Origin of the sequence: uncultured Shewanella sp., assembly GCF_947495455.1 — a bacterium.
GTDB lineage: Bacteria > Pseudomonadota > Gammaproteobacteria > Enterobacterales > Shewanellaceae > Shewanella.
Genome location: NZ_CANLZC010000039.1, coordinates 1 through 19,701, shown reverse-complemented (window position 1 = coordinate 19,701; position 19,701 = coordinate 1). Strand labels below are relative to the sequence as shown.

Here is a 19,701-nt window from a genome sequence, read left to right as displayed (position 1 = left end):
GGTAAATCCACAATCAAGATAAACATGGAGCACTTTCTTTATTAGCTTAACTTGAGCGTTAAACGGGTATCCGATCCCACCTTACGTTCATCAACTAATGTCATTGAAGGTAGCATCGCCATCGAGCCATATTCAGGCAAAGATAATAAATTTCGCCCTTTATCTCCGAGTATTTTTATCGCTTGATAAAGCACCAGTTCATCGGCTAAGCCTTCAGCCATAAAGGCCCCCGCTAAAGTTGCGCCCGCTTCGACCAACACGCTATGGCATAAGGTGCTCAAATGTTCTAATAATTTCGCTAAATCGACTCGCCCATCAATCGAGGGTAATAATAAATGACTCACATGATCAGGCCAAGCTTGACGGCTCTCTTCAGAATAAGGCACACAAGAAACGAGTAAAATAGGGCTTTGTATATCAAATAATGCCACTTTTTCAGGCAATCTTGCTCGACTGTCCAAGATCACACGAATAGGCTGTATGACATCACTCTCAGATAATGAATGGACTAACTCTCCCAGTTCATTGTAACGCACATTTAAATGAGGATTATCCGCTAGTACCGTCTCAATTCCCGTGACTAAAGCGCCATGCCTTGCCCTCAATCGTTGCACATCACGGCGAGACTCAGGCCCTGTGATCCATTTCGATACTCCATTAGACAAAGCGGTTTTACCATCTAAGCTTGCAGCCAATTTTACTGTCACCCAAGGGAGTTTTTTGGCCATAGACTTCATAAAACCTTTATTCAGTTTTATCGCCTCTGGACCTAATAATCCCACAGAAACTTGAATCCCCGCATCTTGCAACATCGCAATGCCGCGCCCCTTCACTTGAGGATTAGGATCTTCTGTCGCAATCACCACTCGAGTCACACCCGCCTGAATTAACCCTTTAGCACAAGGAGGCGTTCGACCATAATGACTACAAGGCTCTAAAGTGACATACGCCGTGCACCCCTTAGCTTTGCTCCCTGCCTGAGCCAAAGCATGGACTTCAGCATGAGGTCCGCCCGCTTTGATATGATATCCTTCTCCTATCACTTCGCCACCTTGAGCCAACACACAACCAACACTCGGATTTGGCCGAGTGGTATAAAGGCCTTTACGCGCTAAGGTTAACGCACGACTCATCATCTTAATATCTTGAATAGACCACATTTTTTATCCGTGTCATCAAACCCTACTTCACTTTTATATAGCAAATGGGTATCAAAGTTTACTTTCAGCACAGTGATCAGCCTTTATCCTTAAAGCCTTTAGCACTGTGCTCATTTTTGTAATTTAGCGATAGCATCACCAAATTCAGAAACATCTTCAAACGCTCTATAAACCGAAGCGAAACGAATATACGCCACCTTATCTAAATCCACCAGCTGATCCATCATCAAATTACCTATCATCTGCGACTTAATTTCACGCTCACCTGTGGCTCTTAAGGTCGATTTAATTTGAGTAATGGACTTTTCGATTTGATCCATAGAGACAGGTCGTTTTTCTACCGATCTCAACATTCCAGCTCTCAATTTTGCTTCATCAAAGGGCTGTCTACTTCCATCTTGTTTCACGACGCGAGGCATAACCAGCTCGGCCCCTTCAAAAGTCGTGTATCTCTCATGGCATTTCACACACTCTCGGCGGCGGCGCACTTGATGGCCCTCAGCAACCAATCGTGAATCAATAACCTTTGTATCCGTTGCGCTGCAAAATGGGCAATGCATTCAAGCCTCCTGCCTATCCACAATCTAAACCAACTGGCTTGATTGCCAAATTGAGTAAAAAAAATAGCCGCAAAAATGCGGCTATAACAGTTTACCTTATTTACGGTACTTATTTAACCATTAAAGCGGCTTAAGCATAAACAGGGAACTGAGCACATAATGCCAAGGCTTGCTTCTTAACGCGCTCTATCGTCTCTGTATTACTGATATCATCTAAAATATCACACATCCAATTGGCCAACTCTGTCGCCTGCGCCTCTTTAAAACCACGACGAGTTATCGCTGGTGAGCCTATACGTAGACCAGAAGTGACAAAAGGTGAACGAGGATCGTTCGGTACCGAGTTCTTATTCACGGTAATATTCGCAAGCCCCAATGCTGCATCGGCATCTTTACCTGTGATATCTTTACTGATCAAATCGAGCAAGAATAAATGATTATCTGTGCCACCAGAAACAACATCAAAACCACGTTCAATAAAGGTATTTGCCATAGCCTTAGCATTGAGTACCACTTGTTTTTGATAGGCGGTAAACTCAGGTGCTAACGCCTCTTTAAACGCGACGGCTTTTGCTGCAATCACGTGCATCAAAGGTCCACCTTGGCCACCAGGGAACACGGCAGAATTTAATTTTTTATAAATCGCTTCATCATCGATAGCCGATAAAATAAGTCCACCACGTGGACCGGCTAACGTCTTATGGGTAGTCGTTGTCACAACATGAGCATGTGGTAACGGACTCGGATAAATACCCGCCGCCACTAAACCTGCTACGTGCGCCATATCAACAAATAAATAAGCACCCACTTTATCCGCTATTTCGCGAAATTTTGCCCAGTCAACAACGCCTGAGTAAGCACTAAAACCACCAATAATCATTTTAGGCTTATGTTCAAGCGCTAAACGTTCAATTTCAGCGTAATCAATTTTACCTGTGGTTTCATCAATGCCATATTGCACGGCATTATACAATTTGCCAGAAAAGCTCACATGAGAGCCGTGGGTTAAATGGCCACCATGAGCCAAACTCATGCCAAGTACCGTATCACCACCTTCAAGTAACGACATAAAAACAGCCGCATTTGCTTGTGAACCAGAGTGAGGCTGTACATTGGCGTAAGTGGCACCAAATAGCTCTTTTGCGCGTGAAATGGCCAGCTCTTCTGCGATATCCACATACTCACAACCACCATAGTAACGTTTACCTGGATAGCCTTCAGCATATTTATTGGTTAGCTGTGAACCTTGTGCTTCAAGAACACGAGGACTTGCATAGTTTTCAGAAGCAATAAGTTCTATGTGCTCTTCTTGACGACGGGTTTCATTCTCGATGGCTTGGAATAATTGCGGGTCGAAATCCGCAATATTCATGTCTCTTTTCAGCATTGCTCACTCCAGCTGTCAATTCTCTCGATAAGGTTGCGCGCTATTCTACTCTTCAATTGAATACAATCCCAGCCTTTACACATGAAAAAACCACCTAGTTAACCTGATTTTGATTCAAGTGATGTAGTAAATAACAAACTCAATATTCGTGTGCAAAAACAGTACCGTTTTTTCTTTTTGACAAGTGAAAACAAAAAACAACTCAACGAAAAATTAACCCTAACAATCAATACACTTATAACAAATTAGTAGACTCTAGACTAAAGTCAAAAATCAAAACTAAGCCATAAAACCGCTCAATCGAAAAAGAAAATGAAATGGTCACTCATGAGTCATCATATCCTCCCCCTTTTTTAAGCCCGACTTGAGTCCATCCATATCAGTATGAGAAGATAATGAGATAATTATTCATTACCATGGAATTCAAATGGCTCAGTTTGTCTATAGCATGCTGCGGGTCGGTAAGATTGTCCCCCCAAAGAAACAAATTCTAAAAGATATTTCCCTCAGTTTTTACCCTGGCGCCAAAATTGGTGTGCTAGGCCTTAATGGCTCAGGTAAATCGACACTATTAAAGATTATGGCGGGACTGGACACCGAAATTGAAGGTGAAGCCCGTCCTATGCAAGATCTCAAAATCGGCTATTTACCTCAAGAGCCGAAACTTGATCCTCAGCAGACAGTGCGAGAAGCCGTTGAAGAAGCCGTTTCTGTGGCTAAAAATGCCCTCACTCGTCTCGATGAAGTCTATGCACTTTATGCCGAACCAGATGCCGACTTTGATGCCCTTGCGAAAGAGCAAGGCCAACTGGAAGCCATCATTCAAGCGCAAGATGCTCACAACCTAGACAACGCATTAGAGCGAGCAGCCAATGCACTTCGCTTGCCCGATTGGGATGAGAAAATTGCCGTGTTATCGGGAGGTGAACGTCGCCGTGTTGCCATTTGTCGCTTACTGCTTGAGCGCCCCGACATGCTATTACTCGATGAACCCACCAACCATTTAGATGCTGAATCCGTCGCTTGGTTAGAACGCTTCTTACAAGATTATACGGGCACAGTTGTGGCTATTACCCATGATAGGTATTTCTTAGACAATGCAGCAGGCTGGATATTAGAACTAGACCGTGGTGAAGGCATTCCTTGGGAAGGCAATTATTCTTCTTGGCTTGAACAAAAAGAGGCTCGCTTACAGCAAGAGTCTGCCACAGAAAGTGCTCGCCAAAAAACCATTCAAAAAGAACTTGAATGGGTACGTCAAGGCAGTAAAGGTCGTCAATCTAAAGGCAAGGCCCGTATGGCTCGCTTTGAAGAATTAAACACCAATGATTACCAAAAGCGAAATGAAACCAATGAGTTATTTATTCCACCTGGACCGCGTTTAGGCGATAAAGTCATAGAAGTCACTAACCTAACAAAATCCTATGGCGATCGCGTTCTCATTGATGATTTAAGCTTCTCTGTACCTAAAGGGGCCATTGTGGGCATTATTGGTGCCAATGGCGCAGGTAAATCAACCCTTTTCAAAATGATTTCAGGTACCGAATCCCCCGACAGCGGCAGTATTGAGCTGGGTACATCAGTACAAATTGCGTCAGTTGAGCAATTCCGTGATTCCATGAATGATAAAAATACGGTTTGGCAGGAAATTTCTGATGGGCAGGATATTATGCGCATCAATAATACCGAGATCCCCAGCCGAGCGTATGTTGGACGCTTTAACTTCCGCGGAGGCGATCAACAAAAAATCATCGGCACGCTTTCCGGCGGTGAACGCAACAGAGTCCATTTGGCTAAACTGCTTCAAGCGGGCGGCAATGTTTTATTACTGGATGAGCCAACCAATGACTTAGATGTCGAAACTTTAAGGGCACTAGAAGAAGCCCTACTGGAATTCCCGGGTTGTGCTATGGTGATTTCTCATGACCGTTGGTTCCTTGATAGAATCGCCACCCATATTCTCGATTATCGAGATGAAGGTAAAGTGAACTTCTATGAAGGTAATTACACTGAGTATTCTGCTTGGTTAAAAGAGACTATGGGTAGCGATGTGATTGAGCCCCATCGTTTACGCTATAAGCGCATAAGCAAATAATAATACTTATAATAATGGCCAAACCGCCTAAGACTGCACGTTTCCAAGTGGTTTGGCTATTTAATCTGAACTCGGAATAATGAGTGTCAAAAATGTTATTTAATTCAATCTAATTGGCTTGCCTTTCTCCTGAGTATTGGGCTCTAAAGTCAGCCCACCAAAAATATCGAAACCAATGGGACTAAAACGAATTTCCCCACAACGCCGTTCAATCAATGTCGACAGCTGCTCTGCATCAGGATAAAGCGCCGATAATTGCTTTCTAAATCGATAAATATGAATGTTGATGTGATTTTCACTTTGTCCTAACATCTGACACAATAAGGTTTTATCTAACCAACCTTTTTCTGCATCACAAACCCCCAATTGTCTGTCTTCTAGTGATTTACGCGCCAATAATAAGAGTAAGTAATGATGATTCCGCTCTCCCAAATCAATAGGCGTCTCATCTAATAAAAGCGTCACTGACACATGCTCTTCATTTTGACTAACATCAAAAATCAAACGAATATCATCAAATGTCAAAGGCTTATCATTGTTGACAATATCCGTCTCAATGCTCGCCGTACCATCGACAAAACGCCATTGACACTCAGAGGTGCCGACACAGTCCCCTGTTTTTAAGGCCACAGTGCCGGTTTGCGTCTCACATAACCATTGACCTTGAAAAGGATAAATCGACACTTCAGGTGAAGCTTCCGATGGCAGCACTGTGATCGCTTCAAGATGAATGGTCTCTAACCCTAAAGTTAAAGGCAGCAACACACTCTTTGGAGCACTTAAGTCTTTTATGAACCAGCCTTCCACATTTAAAGAACCAAATTTTATGGTATCACCCTGAGTTAATTGAATTTTACTGCCTTTTTCAAGTCTTAGATTATTCACAAAAGTGCCATTAGTGCTGGTATCTTGTAAAATCCAATGCTCTCCGTCCCAAATCACAACGGCATGAGTTCGAGAGGCCTCCATATTGGTTAACAATGTCGCTGCCGTAGGATGGCGACCAAAAACATGTTGAGGTTGTAATAATACGCTAGTGCCTGTGGCTTCATTAAACATACTCGCCATAATCTCTCCCTAACTGAACTCATTTGCTACTGAATAATCTAATACCCTTAATTTTGTGAGATTTGAGTAAAGTAAGCTATTACACCCTATTACAATGCGATAGCTAACCCAATATAAAATGATCGCCTCAGAGCGCTCAGTTGAGCGATAATTTGAGGCGCATTATTGATGGAATATAGGTACCTTTCGAGATAATGCAACAACTTTTGATACTCGGTATACGAATAAATGCCCATAGAATTAAATATACAACCAATGCTGATTTATCGATGTTTCATCAAGTGCTTGCTGTCTGAGCTTTAATGCGACGGGTAATTGATATAAACGTTGATTGCCCAATTGTGGCCAAATATGGCATAAACCAGGCACCATGACTTTCACCGTTTTTAGCATTATCTCGCCATGACTGTAATTATAAATACTGATCTCAAAGCCCAAGGTTTTCAACTTGCATACTAAACCCTTAATAATCCTATCCAATGTCTGATCGGATTGATAACTCATCGAGTAAGGAACATTAAACTCATGTTGATTAACTTGAGACTGCCGCTGAGGATAAAGATACTCACTATCTATGATGGCATTAAAGTCAAACGGCGCACTATGTCTATTGGCAATGAGCTGCAATTGACATAATTCCGTCAACGCTCGCTCAGCGGCGACTTCAGACTGTAAATGGCAACCAAAACCTAAAATAAACTGCCCCGTCACAGCATGTTTCCCTATTGCCGCCATCACAGGTACACCCAGATCATGGGTTAAGTCTAGTACCCAAAAATCATAACCCGCTTCACGGGGAGCTTGATTGGCAATATCCTTATTATCCCTATCCGCCCAATTCTCTATGCTGGATGATAAGGTCATCTTCAATTTATTTAATCTTGCCTCATCAATACGAGATAAATCAAATTCTGGGCACACCAATCGGTTATACCACCAAATTGCCACGGCATCTCGCTCAATAAGCTCAAGCAAACCTTGTAAAATCGCTTCTTCAACAGTATTCCCAGCAGCGCAACCATTGGAATGCCATCGGCCATATTGCATGTCATCAAAGGGGAGCTGACTCGCGCCTAAACTCATTGGAAAATAGACCCACTCATTGTGAGTTAAAGACCAACTGGGCAGCCAGTGAATAGCTTGTCCTTTATAACGCTTAACTGAGTGCGCTTTTTCTAGTTCTGTGTGTTGTTTTCGCTCAAATGCATCATATTGAGTCTCACTAAAAGGGTTTAAGCAGTGAAAATCAAAATACCTCAACTTAGCCGCTTTCAGTGCTTGAGGAGAGCTGTGCAATATAGGTAATTCTTTTTGATAAATCGCGCAATAACGCTCAATGGCTTCCGACAGTCCACTGGCTTTAGACTGTTCAGTACACACCCCTTTACCTAAACATATTTGCACAAAACGCTCATTAGTCTCACTATTTGCCAAATTTAGTGGACGAAAAAAGCCCGTCCTATAAACATGAATGGGATGATCTCTTTCCTGATTTAATTGGGTTAAGTGGTTGATCACCCCCGTGATTGGACTCACCAGTGTCAGTAAACGATTCACGCTGCAACGCGCATCCACCACCCTTAAGCCCCCTTCGATATCAGGACAGCTCACATCTTGCGAGAGATGAATAGGAGATTGCATATTCGGATAAAATAACTCACGACTTTTTAATTCATGATTAATAGGATGAGATGAAAAAGCATTATTATCAGCATTATATGCCCAAAGCACATCCTCACTTAAGGTTAGCTGCCGAGCTAACAGTTGACTCACCTTCTTCGCCATTTGAACTATAAAGCCATTTTGCTTATCAGACGGATCCAATACGGGCATGTCAGCACGTACAGGATAAGCATGACAAACATCAGGCCATTTGAGTTCAAGCCATTGTTTAATAGGCTGATTAGACAGCAAGCGTCTTTGAAAGCGTAAAAAAAACTCAATATTTTTCAATTCAAAACAAGGGCTGAGCCATAACCTATCAGGATCAATTTGCAACACAAAAAAAGAAGCATGTAAGGTTAACTGACTAACGCGAGGATCTAACATGTCATCCACTAAAACAAGACTGATATGTAAATCTTGCCAACCCTCAAGCTGCAAAGCTAATTCATGATAAAACTGCAACATCCATTCATCAATCATTTGCTTAGGCAATACAGATAAACTCAGGAGTTGAATATTGTCGGTAACGCCCTTAACCAGTGGCTTATCGCTCTTATCTTGCCGATACTCAAGCTTGTAATACTCAGGTTTACAATAAAAAGGAGGTGCCACATCATCTTCAATAATAAGTGCTTGATTAATCAGTTGTGTCACTTGTTCATCAAATTGCATCATGGCCTGACGCACAAGAGCTACATCAAGCTCAATAGATCCATAATGCCTCTTAATACACTGATAAATTCTTCCTTTGTTACCTTCATTTTTAATCAAAGCAAAAAAAGGAAATTGCAGCGCCGTTAATAGCCATTGCTGTGTGGATGACACTAAAAAAACATCATTATTTTTGAGCACATAAACATTAAACTTAGGGTGCCATTGAATATTTTTTTCGGGATCTATTTCAAGTTGACTGAGTAAAGGGTCTAGAATATTGAGTGCCTTCTCATTCAAAATGGCATCAGGCATCATCTAGCACTTCCTCACACACTTTCCCTTTATGCATGTCATTGCCTACACTATTTCTATTTCCAGCACTATTGCCTACATCTTGGCCTATTGGTGTAGAATGCCGTTCACCTTGAATATCATCCATGGCGAGTTCATAAAAATCTCTTCCATTATTTTCAAGAATATCAAGCCGCTCTTGAGCCGTTAATTCGCAAAGCTGCTCTTGTATATTCAATGTGGCAAAATGCTGATGATCTGGATGGGGAAAATCACTCCCATAGAGCAACTTTTTGTGGCCAATCACATTAATGACTTCAGGCAGACAAGGCTCTCCCAACTCAAGTGTCACCCAACACTGGCGTTTAAAATAAGCAGAAGGCTTCATCTTTATATTATCATTCACTAGGCTGGGAAACTCGGGAAAACAAATATTATCTAATCGCCAGAGCCAATGAGGCACCCAAGAAGCCCCCGCTTCTAAAAAACCAAACTTCAGGTTAGGATGACGCTCAAAAACACCTGATTCTAGCAAAGACACAAAAGCCATTTGAGCTTCCATGGGATGAGAACACGCATGCAATGCAAACCGTGAATGAAAACGTTCCGTACCAACGGTCGATGCATGCAAATTCGTCCCACCATGAATGGCAATAGCGATATTGTGCTGCTCAGCCCTTTTCCAAAACAGGGCATAATCACTGTGCCCCAAACTTCGCTTAGCTATCACTTCAGGCCTCAGGGTAATCGCAGTCCAGCCATTGTCAATGACGCGATCAAGCTGCATTAATAAAGTATTGGGCTGATGACGGCTGATAAGACCCACTGCTCTTAACCGCTGCGGATCTATGGCACAATATTGCTTTAACCAACGATTATAGGCATCGGCATAAGCCAAAGACACCTCAGCTGGAAGTAAAGCATGATTAACAATATACATGGCAAAAGTCGGGAATAAACAAGCCCATTGAACTTGAGCGCTATCCATACTGTCCAATTGCGTCGCAGCTGACATAGCTTTAAGCCGTTGTTCTTTGCTATTATCATTTTGCTGACTACTGGCAAGCTTTAATGCACTCCCCCAATGGAACAGCAAAGGAAAAGGCCCAATAGCAAAAGTGGGGAGTACAGGCTGATTTTTACCACCAGCATCGACAAGAGCCGACGGCGCCATCGCTTCTTCAATTAAGTGAAGAGGAAATTGCTTAAATATAATCGGATCAACGTATTTTTCCCACATATCAATGGGCTCAATGACATGCCTGTCAGCATCATAGAGGAGCATTTGGTAACATCCTTATTCTTAACTTGGCGACTTAAAAATGAGCTAGAAACACTTTTTTGAAAAATCACTTTGCATCCAGTGATTAACAGCAAGTAAAAGGGTAAGAATTGCCATCATCGTTATAAGCGGCTAATGCAATGGGAAGAATGGCCTTATCGCTTTGCTTTCCATTGAGCAGGTGTGGCTTTTTCGGCTTACCAAGCGAAATAATATTCGCGGGATATTGACTATCACAATCACATCCATTCTTAAGATCAAACCGTTTATTATTTTTAAAATTAAGACTAAAGTTCCAAGGATTATTATAACCAAACCACTTAGATAGAATCGGTGTTTTATCTGAGAAATCCCCCTTTTCATTTATTATACTTGCTTTAAAATTACCATCCTCCCAATACAGCGAAATAGCCCGCAATACCACAGCCGAAAAATCTAACAAATCAAAATCAGCCACCCCCATAGTTAATATACTGGGAATAGGAATATGTTTTTCATTCAATGAATCAATAATCACTTGCTGACTTTCTGCATTAAACAACATTTCAAAGTTCGATTTTATTCTTCCCATAAAAGTCGGAAACATAAGATTATACTTAGCTAAGGCTTCCACTCTATGATCAATACTCGGATCGTCAGGAAAATAAATAGTGAGCCTATCATCATCGCCTACCCAGCGACCGGTTTTAATGGGATCCCAATGTAAATCATGCCCATCATCTTTTAAAAAATTAATTATCAAATTTTTCCACGGATTAATAAACTGTTTCGGCGTTCCAGAATGCTCTTCTAAAAAGGTTAAAATATTCGTCTCACCTTCTTTATAAAAGTTTTTGGAAAAATCAGATTCAGGCGCTGTCCATGCCTTTGCCACTGCCGATAAATAAGCTGTTTTAAAACTTAAAATAGTATTACTCATCGCTCACCTTTTTTGATTAATATTAATGGATAACATCATCGTTTTTCAGCCATTGCTTTTTAATTAACAAGGCTTCTTTTAAAAATAAATAAGCTTTTTGTTTTTTCGCTAATTTAATCGATGCGTGCAAAAGCAACTTACCTCTCTCACACGGCCCTTTTTCTTGTCTAAACAGCACCAATGCCAGAGTATTTTGTACAATGGGCATAGCGGCCATCTCATTATTATTAATGGACTTGTCAAAAGATAGTTCCATTAATAATAATGCTTCATCAACACGAGACTGAGCCAGCAATTTTTTAGCGATAAAATGAATGTACCAACCCGTAGCAAAATCGTAATCAGAGTCACATAAAGTCATAACACTCTGCTTCGCTTTATTTAAGTTCCCTTTTGCCGTTTCCAATAAAATATCAATATAAAGAGTATAAAATACTGGATTATCAGCTTGATAGTATTGGCGATAATAATTCTCACAGATATTTATCACCTCTGCATCATTTCCCTTGAAGCTCATGCATAAGGCATAAAAAATATGCGATGCAACACAGGACACGGGATAATGACCTTCGCCGGATAAATTAACCGCTGATTGAGCCAGTACTATGGCTTTATCCAATTGATCTATGTGTAAATAAGATAAAGATAACATGCCTAAACAATAGGGCTTAAAGTCGGTATTGTTTTCCATAAACAATTGTTGAGGCACAGTTTCATATAAAGCAATGGCCGCTTCAAATCGTTCAATAGAATGATGAAAACTGCCAGTTAACTGGTAGTTTTGCGCCAAGAAACACAAAGTCGGCACATGATATTCTTGATAATCAGCCACATCATAGCGTATTAACAACCCTTCGCCTAACACCCTTGCCTCTTGATACTGAGAGGAATGATGTAAATGCAAAAAATGAAGAAATTCACTGGTCATAGTCAATTGATGACACAAATGCCCTTCACTTTGTTTCACCCTCCTTGAAAGAGTAGGCAAAATACCTTGAATATCCTGATTCCATCGCTGAGCGGTCTCAGAGGTATAACTGTTTACCACGAGCTCTGAAGAAAGACTCATCTGGTAACATTTCAATCTTGATAAAGCGCGATGTTCCGGATCGGGTATTTCATTTATCCAAGTCATTAACTGCTCAGTTAAACTTAACACTTCCGCATTTGCCCCCGCCACAGACAAGCGTTTTAATGCCATTAATCCCTGGAATGTCGCCTGAGTAAAATGAGCAGCATGAGCAAAATGAAGCGCCACTTCCATGGCGTTAGGTGCTTCTGTTTGCAGTAGTTCATGAGCAATTAATCCATGGAAGTGCTTTTTATTGCGACTATCAATGTTGGCATAAGCAGCTTCATGCACTAAAGCATGTTTAAAAATATAACGATCACCTTTCACTTGCCTCAATTGATAAATTAATGCTTGATTTAATAATTCATCAATATCATTTTGTACTTTCTCTTCAGTGCGATCCGATGCGGCAACCAATAAGCCATAGTCAAATTCACGGCCAATACAAGCGGCCAATTGCACCGTCTCTTTTGCATACACTAAAGCATCCAGTTTTTGTTGCAAAGAATCCAATAAGGTATGAGGAATTTCAGATAAGGCTGCATCACTCACAAAATCCACCTGACCATTAAGTACCTGTATCCATTTTTTATCCCGAAGCATATTAACCAGTTCTTCAATAAACAATGGAATACCATCGGTACGCTGGCAGACAAGCGCTAATACTCGCGTCGCAACATTCTCTCGTTCAAACATATTCTTCACGATTTGATGAATTTGCCTTTGTGTCAGCCCCTTTAATTTCACAGCCGCAATATTCTCATGCCAAAGTTGCGACAACGCCTTCCTAGAGGTCATTAATAAGGTTATTTTTCCGCTATCACACAATGGATGTTGAAGTAAATAACGCAAAAATTCCAAACTCGTTGGATCGCTCCAATGTAAATCTTCAAAAATCAATAAAGAAAGTGGCTTATCTTGTCTACCTGGTATATTTCGCAATAAAATGAGTAATACATCAAACAGAATGCTTTTCTGTTTATCTGGTTTTAAATCCATAACATCTTGCGTATCAGGTAAAGTCAACCCGAACCAAATACACAAAACAAGGATGCTCTGCTCGGTATCAACGCCATCATATTGATTTAATATGGATGTGAATTGTTGGATCAAGCGAGTAGAAGTGACTCTCTCGACAGAATAAGCATATTTCAACAATGATAAAATCGGGTATAAGGCATTAAATTGATGCTCCGGTAAACACTGAATGATAATTTGTTCGTGTGTGTTGACTGCCTTCCTTAACTCAAACATCAATCGAGATTTACCTATTCCAGCTTCACCATACAGATAAGCCGCTTTTCCTTTACTCTCTTCAACCAAAGACAGTAACAGCCGCATCTCTGGTTCTCGACCAATGAAGTCATGATAACGAGCATTAGCCCTAAGAAAACTAAAGGCTTCCACCTTACGCTCACCAAGCAACTGATAAACACCACCTTGAAAAAACAAATCATCACTTTTTATTTTGCTTTCAGCAAACTCAATATGATTGCCAAGGAGTCGTTCACTGGCTTGAGTACATAATATTTGTTGCGCCATGGCATAGCGCATTAATGCCATAGCACGGTTAATCGTATCCCCTTCAGGCACTGAATCTCGATAATGGGTCACCACGCCAGTATTCATCGCCATTCTCACTTGCACTTCAATACCAACACTCAACCTCAGTAAGGCGTTACATTTATTCAATCGGCTGTTTATTTCCAGTGCCGTACGCGCACATAAGCGGCTATCATTATCACTCACTTTAGGATAGCCAAAATAGAAGAGTTGAGTATCTCCAAGATCCCCAACATGAAAAGCACCAAAGCTCACGGCTATATTTGAGCATTGCGACTTTTGATCGCGATGAATGGCATCGATAACCTCTAAATCCACTCGATCTTCAACAAGTGAAATAATATGTAATGATAAGCACAGTACACTGATCTGTTTACGTTCAACCAAACCACTAAAAGCAAAGACATCTAGATCCAGTTGTGTTTCATCATAATCCATCAATACAGTGGATGTAGCAGAAGGCCTAGCCTCATGAGCCTGCTCTATTAAAGGAGCAAGTTGCCCCACTAAAGATAAAAAATTTAACTGGTTCAACTCACGATAAATCTCCGCCGCCACTCCCGCTCGCTCTTGCACTTTCTTATTTAAAACACGGCGCAATAAATTTGCCACAGGGTGGCCCGCTAACCCAACGGGAATAGGCACATTGGATTGACTTAATTGTTTATGAAAAATGGACGCTAAATTAGCACCTGCCATCACAGTTTGCCCTGTTAAACATTCAAGGAACACCAGTCCCCATACATATAAATCACTTTTGATTGTAGGGGGCTCGCCTCTCAATTGCTCCGGCGCACTGTAGGAAGGGGTGCCTAATGTTTCTTGAGTTAATGTCAAACTTAAATCATCAGCTTTTCGCGCTTCATTTGTCAGTGCACCAATTCCAAAATCAAGGATTTTGACATGATGATTAACATCCGATTTCATTAACATGATATTGGCAGGCTTAAGATCTCTATGGATCACACCACGTTCATGGGCATGGGATAAAGAATCTAAAACTTGAGACATCACATTAACCGCTTGTATTGGCCTCAATGGACCCTGCTCAAATAACACTTCCTTTAGGGATTGACCTTCAATATATTCAAAAACGGCGTAGATCAGCTCATCGTCAATGCAACCCTTATCGAGTAAACGCACAATATTGGGGTGAGAAAGACGACTGTTTAATTGAGTTTCACGCTGAAATCTTGCAAGGTAACGCTGACGCTTATCTTCATCAAAATCAGAAGACAAGGTTAAAAATTTAATGGCCACCATTTGATTGGTTTTAATATGGGTCGCACGATAAACTTGTCCAAAGCCACCTTGACCAATTTTATCCAGTAACTGATAGTGTTCAGAATGAAATTTTGTTGAAATATGGGAAGTCGGTAACTGACATAAGCTCATTTTTCTGCGCCCCTCAAATCATGACAAACTTGCCAGAAAAGGTAAGACTCAGCCCCTAACTTATTTGAAACCTATACCCGTGATACTTGAAGGTGCAGGGTTCAGCTGGAATGAAAAGCCTTTTAGACAAGGCTTTGAACAGCGTGCCTAGTTATTCTAAGCTGATGTTCAGTAACACAGTATAAAAGGCTTTTAAACCAGCCCTTTGGGAGTCTGTAAAAGCACCGACTTCTGCGTTGTATCATCTTAAAAGGCAATAGCATTCTTGCAATAATACGCCTTGAATTAGGCACTTTTACAGGCTCTGAAAACATGCACCTTCAAGTATCACGGGTATAAATCTACAGGATAAATAATTTAATGTAAACAATATGTAACTTTAAACGCGAAATCTTCAATCTCAAAGCGATATTGGCAAGCTTATCGATAATTGCTCAGCAAATTCACTAATTTGATCTCTCACTCGGCGAAACTCATCTATGACTTGACTCTCCACCCCCAAAAACAAGCTCGGATCCTCAAAGCTATGATGAATTCTTTTTAAATTATGAGAGAAAGTGGGACACATTTCATTCGCTCTGTCACACACACTAATAAGGTAATCAAAGCGCATATCTTGATAATCATCTATTAAGTTAGATTGATGATCAGCAATATCAATATTGACTTCTTTCATCACACGAATAGCTATCGGATTAACTCCATGAGTTTCAATGCCAGCACTGTATACGTTAAAACCTAAATACTGCTTTAAGAAACCATGTAACATCTGAGATCGGCATGCATTCCCAGTACAAACAACGAGAATATTCATTATTTACCCCTGTAAACCATGACAAAATAAATGTGTCGCAGAATGAGTTGGATGGTTAAATATTTTGTCATTACTGCCACTTTCAACAATACAGCCTCCCTCTTCATTCACCCAACACACACACACTTGATCGGCAATACGCCTTGCTTGACCTAAATTATGGGTCACAATAATAATGGTCACTTTATCTTTTAACTTTAATAATAAACCTTCAATACTGGCAGTAGACAGTGGATCAAGTGCGCTGCAAGGTTCATCAAGTAGTAAGATACTCGGCGCTAACGCCAATGAACGTGCAATACACAGTCTTTGCTGTTGCCCACCAGAGAGCATAAAAGCTCCCTTCTTTAAATCCTGCCTCACTTCGCTCCACAAATTTACCTCTCGCAGTACTTTCTCGACTTTTTGTTTCAAAATAGCTTTATTCGTAATGCCGTACTGACGTAAAGGGAACTGAATATTATCCTCAATTGAAAGAGGAAATGGATTGGGCTGTTGAAAAACCATACCAACACGTTGCCTGAGTATACTATCTGGTATGGTATCAATATTGACACCGTCAAGTTTAATCTCTCCTTCTACGCAACATTCAGGCACTAACTTATGAATACGATTAATAGTACTTAACAAACTGCTTTTACCGCAGCCTGACGGGCCAATAAGCGCAGTTATCTTTCCAGGTTTTGCGATTAACGAAGCATTATTAATCGCTTGTTTATGACAATACTTAATAGATAACTGATTGATTTCAAGACTGGCTGCAGTTTGTTCAGTCAAAGCTTCACTCTTTTTCATCAATCGACTCAAAAAATGCATTTTTCTCTCCTCACCTTGAATGCCGAGTTAATCTATGACTGATCCGTCTTGCTAAAATATTTAGCAAAATTAACAAAATAAGTAAGAAAGCTGCCGTCGTTGCCGCATTTTGTTGGCCACCAATCACATTCATCGATAGATCATAAATATGAACAGACAACACACGCCCAGAGTCATACAAGGTACTCGGCTCTCTAGTCACATAACCTGCGGTGTAAATCAATACCGCTGTTTCCGCCAGTGCCCTTCCCACACTGATAATCAAGGCACTGATCACACCGGGACTGCTCATAGGTAATAATATCTTTGCGATATAAGCACCCAGAGATATATTCAATGCCTCTGAAGACTTCTTGTATTCACTGGGTACCGCTTGAAAAGCTTGCTCTGAAATGAGAATAAATAACGGCAGCACCATACACGCTAAACTTAATCCTCCCGATAAAATAGAAAACCCCATCTTAAAATAAATAGCGAACATGGCATATCCAAATAAGCCAAACACAATAGAAGGCACGGACGATAAAATACGTAAACTCAGCCGAATAACCTGACCTTTTTTACTGCCCACCTTTAGGCACTCGCTCAAATATAACGCACTGCCAATGCCCACAGGGATCACGACTAAGAAGCACACAAAAAGTACCCAAAAAGTAGAGACTATGATGGCGTAGATCCCACCTTTTGTTCCAGCATTCATTGGATTATCCAATAAGAAATTAAAGGTTAAAGAAGGTAACCCACGATAGAGTACATCCAGCACAAGCATTAAGGGGAGCAATAAACATAAACCTGCCATTAACCAAATAGTGAGGCGCCAAAACCACTCAAAAATGTATACTCTACTGTGTATATTCATGCTTATATCGACTCACAATAAAAACTAAGAAACTCGTCATTAATAACAAAATAAAACCACTCACAAATAATGCCGAACGATGAATATCCATTGCATAAGACATCTCTAAAGCGATATTTGCTGTTAACGTTCTAACAGGATCAAAAATTGAGTGCGGAATTTGAACAACATTTCCACAAACCATCAATACAGCCATGGTTTCTCCTAAAGCACGACCCAGTTGCAATATCATGCCCGAAAAAATACCAGGTGAAGCAGAAGGTAAAATAATACTAGAAATAATACTGTAGCGCGGTAACCCCATGGCATAAGCAGCAATATAATAATCCTTTGGCACAGCTTCTAAAGCACTATCAGCCGTAATAGCAACTAGAGGTAAAATCATTAATGCCAATACTAACGTTCCCGCTAATAAACTGGCACCAGGTGGCGCAATTTGATTAATATAGGGCACGATAACCAATAAGCCCCAAAGTCCAAAAACAACAGAAGGTACCCCAGTTAATAACTCCGTTATCACACGGAAAAAATGAGCAATCCATTTAGGCGCATAAAAGCGGACAAAAATAGCCAAGGCTAAACCAAAAGGTATGGCAAGCAATATGGCACCTAATGCTGTATAAAGACTTCCCACTAACATGGGCACTAAATTAAAATGCTGACTTGTCGGGTTCCAAGCCTCACTGGTCAATAACTGTAAAGGAGAAACAATGGCAAATAATTTTGCACTTTCCCATGCTAAAAAAATCACAATGAAAATCAGAATACCGCCCGATACCCAAGCAGTAAATCGTAACATCGATGTCAACATCCACAGCCTATTCATTGTGCAACAACAAAAAATTGGTCATTAACAATCGGCAACACCACTGACGATTGCGAAAATTGAATAAATTGCTTAACGGCGAGAGATGGCTCTCCTAAAGTGACTAAATTAAGCTCCCTCATAATGGGAAATGTATGGCTTTTTAACATGCGAATCGACGCTTCTATACCATTCATTGGCAATAACTTAATGGGTGCACCATGATTAATTTCAAATTGAGCTGCGCCGATAGATACATAAGCTATTGATTCTGGTGACTGCATTACCGATAAAATGGCATGTTGATTATCCCCAATAATAATATCTGCTTTCACATCACTTTCATTCAATTGAAAGTAATTCAAAAACAACTCTTGAGTTGAACGACCCGCAGCTTTATGAATAACAGTGATCCCTCGATCATCCCCTCCTAATGCAGCCCAATTGTTCACTTGATCAGTATAAATCCCTTGAATTTGTTGACTATTCAAAGATACGATAGGATTATCCCGATGAACAATCATAGCAATACCATCTAGCGCAATAACATAAGAAGATAAGTCCACTTCACTTAACTTTAATTGTCTTGATACCATACCAATATCAGCCATACCCGAACGGGCATCTGCAATACCACGAGAAGATCCTCCAGTTTGTACATCAATATAGACATTGGGATACTGCTTCTCATAAACTTCTGCCATTAGGCTAATCAAAGGAGCAACTGTACTTGAACCTGTAATAGTAATCTTTTCTCTAACACTCTCATCATTAGGCTGACAAGCCGTAATAAAAATCAGCACTATTAATAAATAAAATAATTTCATACCGTTATTCCACATTTAATCTTCATAGGAAATAAAAACTATTTCTCAGCATAAAGATGTACACTATGAATATTGCCTGAAACAGCATTCAACATGCGATTAAACATAAAGTGGCCTACACCTTTTTTTATTGCTGTCGTTTCTAAATCAAGCACAGATAGTAACTCTTCTCTGGTATAAGTCTTAAACCCCATCACTTTGCAATTTTTAAATCCAACGGATTGCATTATTTTTAAATAATTTTCAAGTTGAGTCGCACCGGACACACATGTAGATCCAATATAGTAATGTCACATTTCCCCAATTTAGAGATGTCACATTTTGGTATGCTGGGAGCAAATAATCCGGTGTATTAGATTGGTGTCATGTTAATTACGATGAGTGAAAACGAACTGCACCGCATTGGTGTGATTAAGGAAGTTTGTAATAAAAAATTAACCCAAATGACCGCTGCGTCAATGTTAGGGCT

General features: G+C 40.5%; 15 protein-coding genes. 1 reads left to right on the top strand and 14 read right to left on the bottom strand.

Features of this window, described 5'->3' with window-relative positions:
- Positions 1-41 precede the first annotated feature (41 nt).
- The 3 genes from ribD to glyA form a co-directional block, all read right to left on the bottom strand.
- Positions 42-1,160: a bifunctional diaminohydroxyphosphoribosylaminopyrimidine deaminase/5-amino-6-(5-phosphoribosylamino)uracil reductase RibD gene (gene ribD, locus Q0791_RS11800; protein ID WP_299006406.1), complete on the bottom strand. Its 1,119-nt coding sequence runs from the start codon at positions 1,158-1,160 to the stop codon at positions 42-44.
- A gap of 110 nt (positions 1,161-1,270) precedes the next feature.
- Entirely contained in the window at positions 1,271-1,720 is a 450-nt protein-coding gene (gene nrdR, locus Q0791_RS11795; RefSeq protein ID WP_299006404.1) for a transcriptional regulator NrdR, read from the bottom strand.
- A gap of 130 nt (positions 1,721-1,850) precedes the next feature.
- The gene (gene glyA, locus Q0791_RS11790; RefSeq protein ID WP_299006401.1) at positions 1,851-3,107 is read right to left on the bottom strand and encodes a serine hydroxymethyltransferase; all 1,257 of its coding nucleotides are present in this window, start codon (positions 3,105-3,107) and stop codon (positions 1,851-1,853) included.
- A 427-nt stretch (positions 3,108-3,534) separates the two neighbouring features.
- On the opposite strand from glyA, the gene ettA reads away from it, so the two are divergent.
- Positions 3,535-5,202, top strand: a complete 1,668-nt coding sequence (gene ettA, locus Q0791_RS11785; RefSeq protein ID WP_299006398.1) for an energy-dependent translational throttle protein EttA — start codon at positions 3,535-3,537, stop codon at positions 5,200-5,202.
- A gap of 99 nt (positions 5,203-5,301) precedes the next feature.
- Here the strand turns inward: ettA and Q0791_RS11780 are convergent, their stop codons facing one another.
- The 11 genes from Q0791_RS11780 to Q0791_RS11730 all read right to left on the bottom strand — a co-directional run bounded on the left by Q0791_RS11780 (position 5,302) and on the right by Q0791_RS11730 (position 19,498).
- Positions 5,302-6,270 carry an FHA domain-containing protein gene (locus Q0791_RS11780; RefSeq protein ID WP_299006396.1) on the bottom strand — a complete coding sequence of 323 codons (969 nt, stop codon included), beginning with the start codon at positions 6,268-6,270 and terminating at the stop codon, positions 5,302-5,304.
- Positions 6,271-6,510: 240 nt separating this feature from the next.
- Entirely contained in the window at positions 6,511-8,904 is a 2,394-nt protein-coding gene (locus tag Q0791_RS11775; RefSeq protein ID WP_299006393.1) for a YcaO-like family protein, read from the bottom strand.
- Positions 8,894-10,165: an amidohydrolase family protein gene (locus Q0791_RS11770; protein ID WP_299006391.1), complete on the bottom strand. Its 1,272-nt coding sequence runs from the start codon at positions 10,163-10,165 to the stop codon at positions 8,894-8,896. Before Q0791_RS11770 ends, Q0791_RS11775 begins: the two co-directional genes overlap by 11 nt.
- Before the next feature lie 82 nt (positions 10,166-10,247).
- Positions 10,248-11,081: a BMA_0021/BMA_0022 family TOMM bacteriocin gene (locus tag Q0791_RS11765; protein ID WP_299006388.1), complete on the bottom strand. Its 834-nt coding sequence runs from the start codon at positions 11,079-11,081 to the stop codon at positions 10,248-10,250.
- A 22-nt stretch (positions 11,082-11,103) separates the two neighbouring features.
- Positions 11,104-15,111, bottom strand: coding sequence for a TOMM system kinase/cyclase fusion protein (locus Q0791_RS11760; RefSeq protein WP_299006384.1), 4,008 nt, complete (start codon positions 15,109-15,111; stop codon positions 11,104-11,106).
- A 400-nt stretch (positions 15,112-15,511) separates the two neighbouring features.
- Positions 15,512-15,925, bottom strand: coding sequence for an arsenate reductase ArsC (locus Q0791_RS11755; RefSeq protein WP_299006381.1), 414 nt, complete (start codon positions 15,923-15,925; stop codon positions 15,512-15,514).
- 3 nt (positions 15,926-15,928) lie between these two features.
- Positions 15,929-16,741 (bottom strand): phosphate ABC transporter ATP-binding protein, encoded by an 813-nt coding sequence (locus Q0791_RS11750; RefSeq protein WP_299006379.1) that lies wholly within the window; start codon positions 16,739-16,741, stop codon positions 15,929-15,931.
- A 10-nt stretch (positions 16,742-16,751) separates the two neighbouring features.
- Positions 16,752-17,600, bottom strand: a complete 849-nt coding sequence (pstA, locus tag Q0791_RS11745; protein ID WP_299006376.1) for a phosphate ABC transporter permease PstA — start codon at positions 17,598-17,600, stop codon at positions 16,752-16,754.
- Positions 17,584-18,399: a phosphate ABC transporter permease subunit PstC gene (pstC, locus tag Q0791_RS11740; RefSeq protein WP_299006374.1), complete on the bottom strand. Its 816-nt coding sequence runs from the start codon at positions 18,397-18,399 to the stop codon at positions 17,584-17,586. The genes pstA and pstC overlap by 17 nt, the downstream gene beginning before the upstream one ends.
- A 23-nt stretch (positions 18,400-18,422) precedes the next feature.
- The gene (locus Q0791_RS11735; RefSeq protein WP_299006372.1) at positions 18,423-19,232 is read right to left on the bottom strand and encodes a phosphate ABC transporter substrate-binding protein; all 810 of its coding nucleotides are present in this window, start codon (positions 19,230-19,232) and stop codon (positions 18,423-18,425) included.
- Between the two features lie 38 nt (positions 19,233-19,270).
- Entirely contained in the window at positions 19,271-19,498 is a 228-nt protein-coding gene (locus Q0791_RS11730; protein WP_299006370.1) for a hypothetical protein, read from the bottom strand.
- Positions 19,499-19,701: the final 203 nt, after the last annotated feature.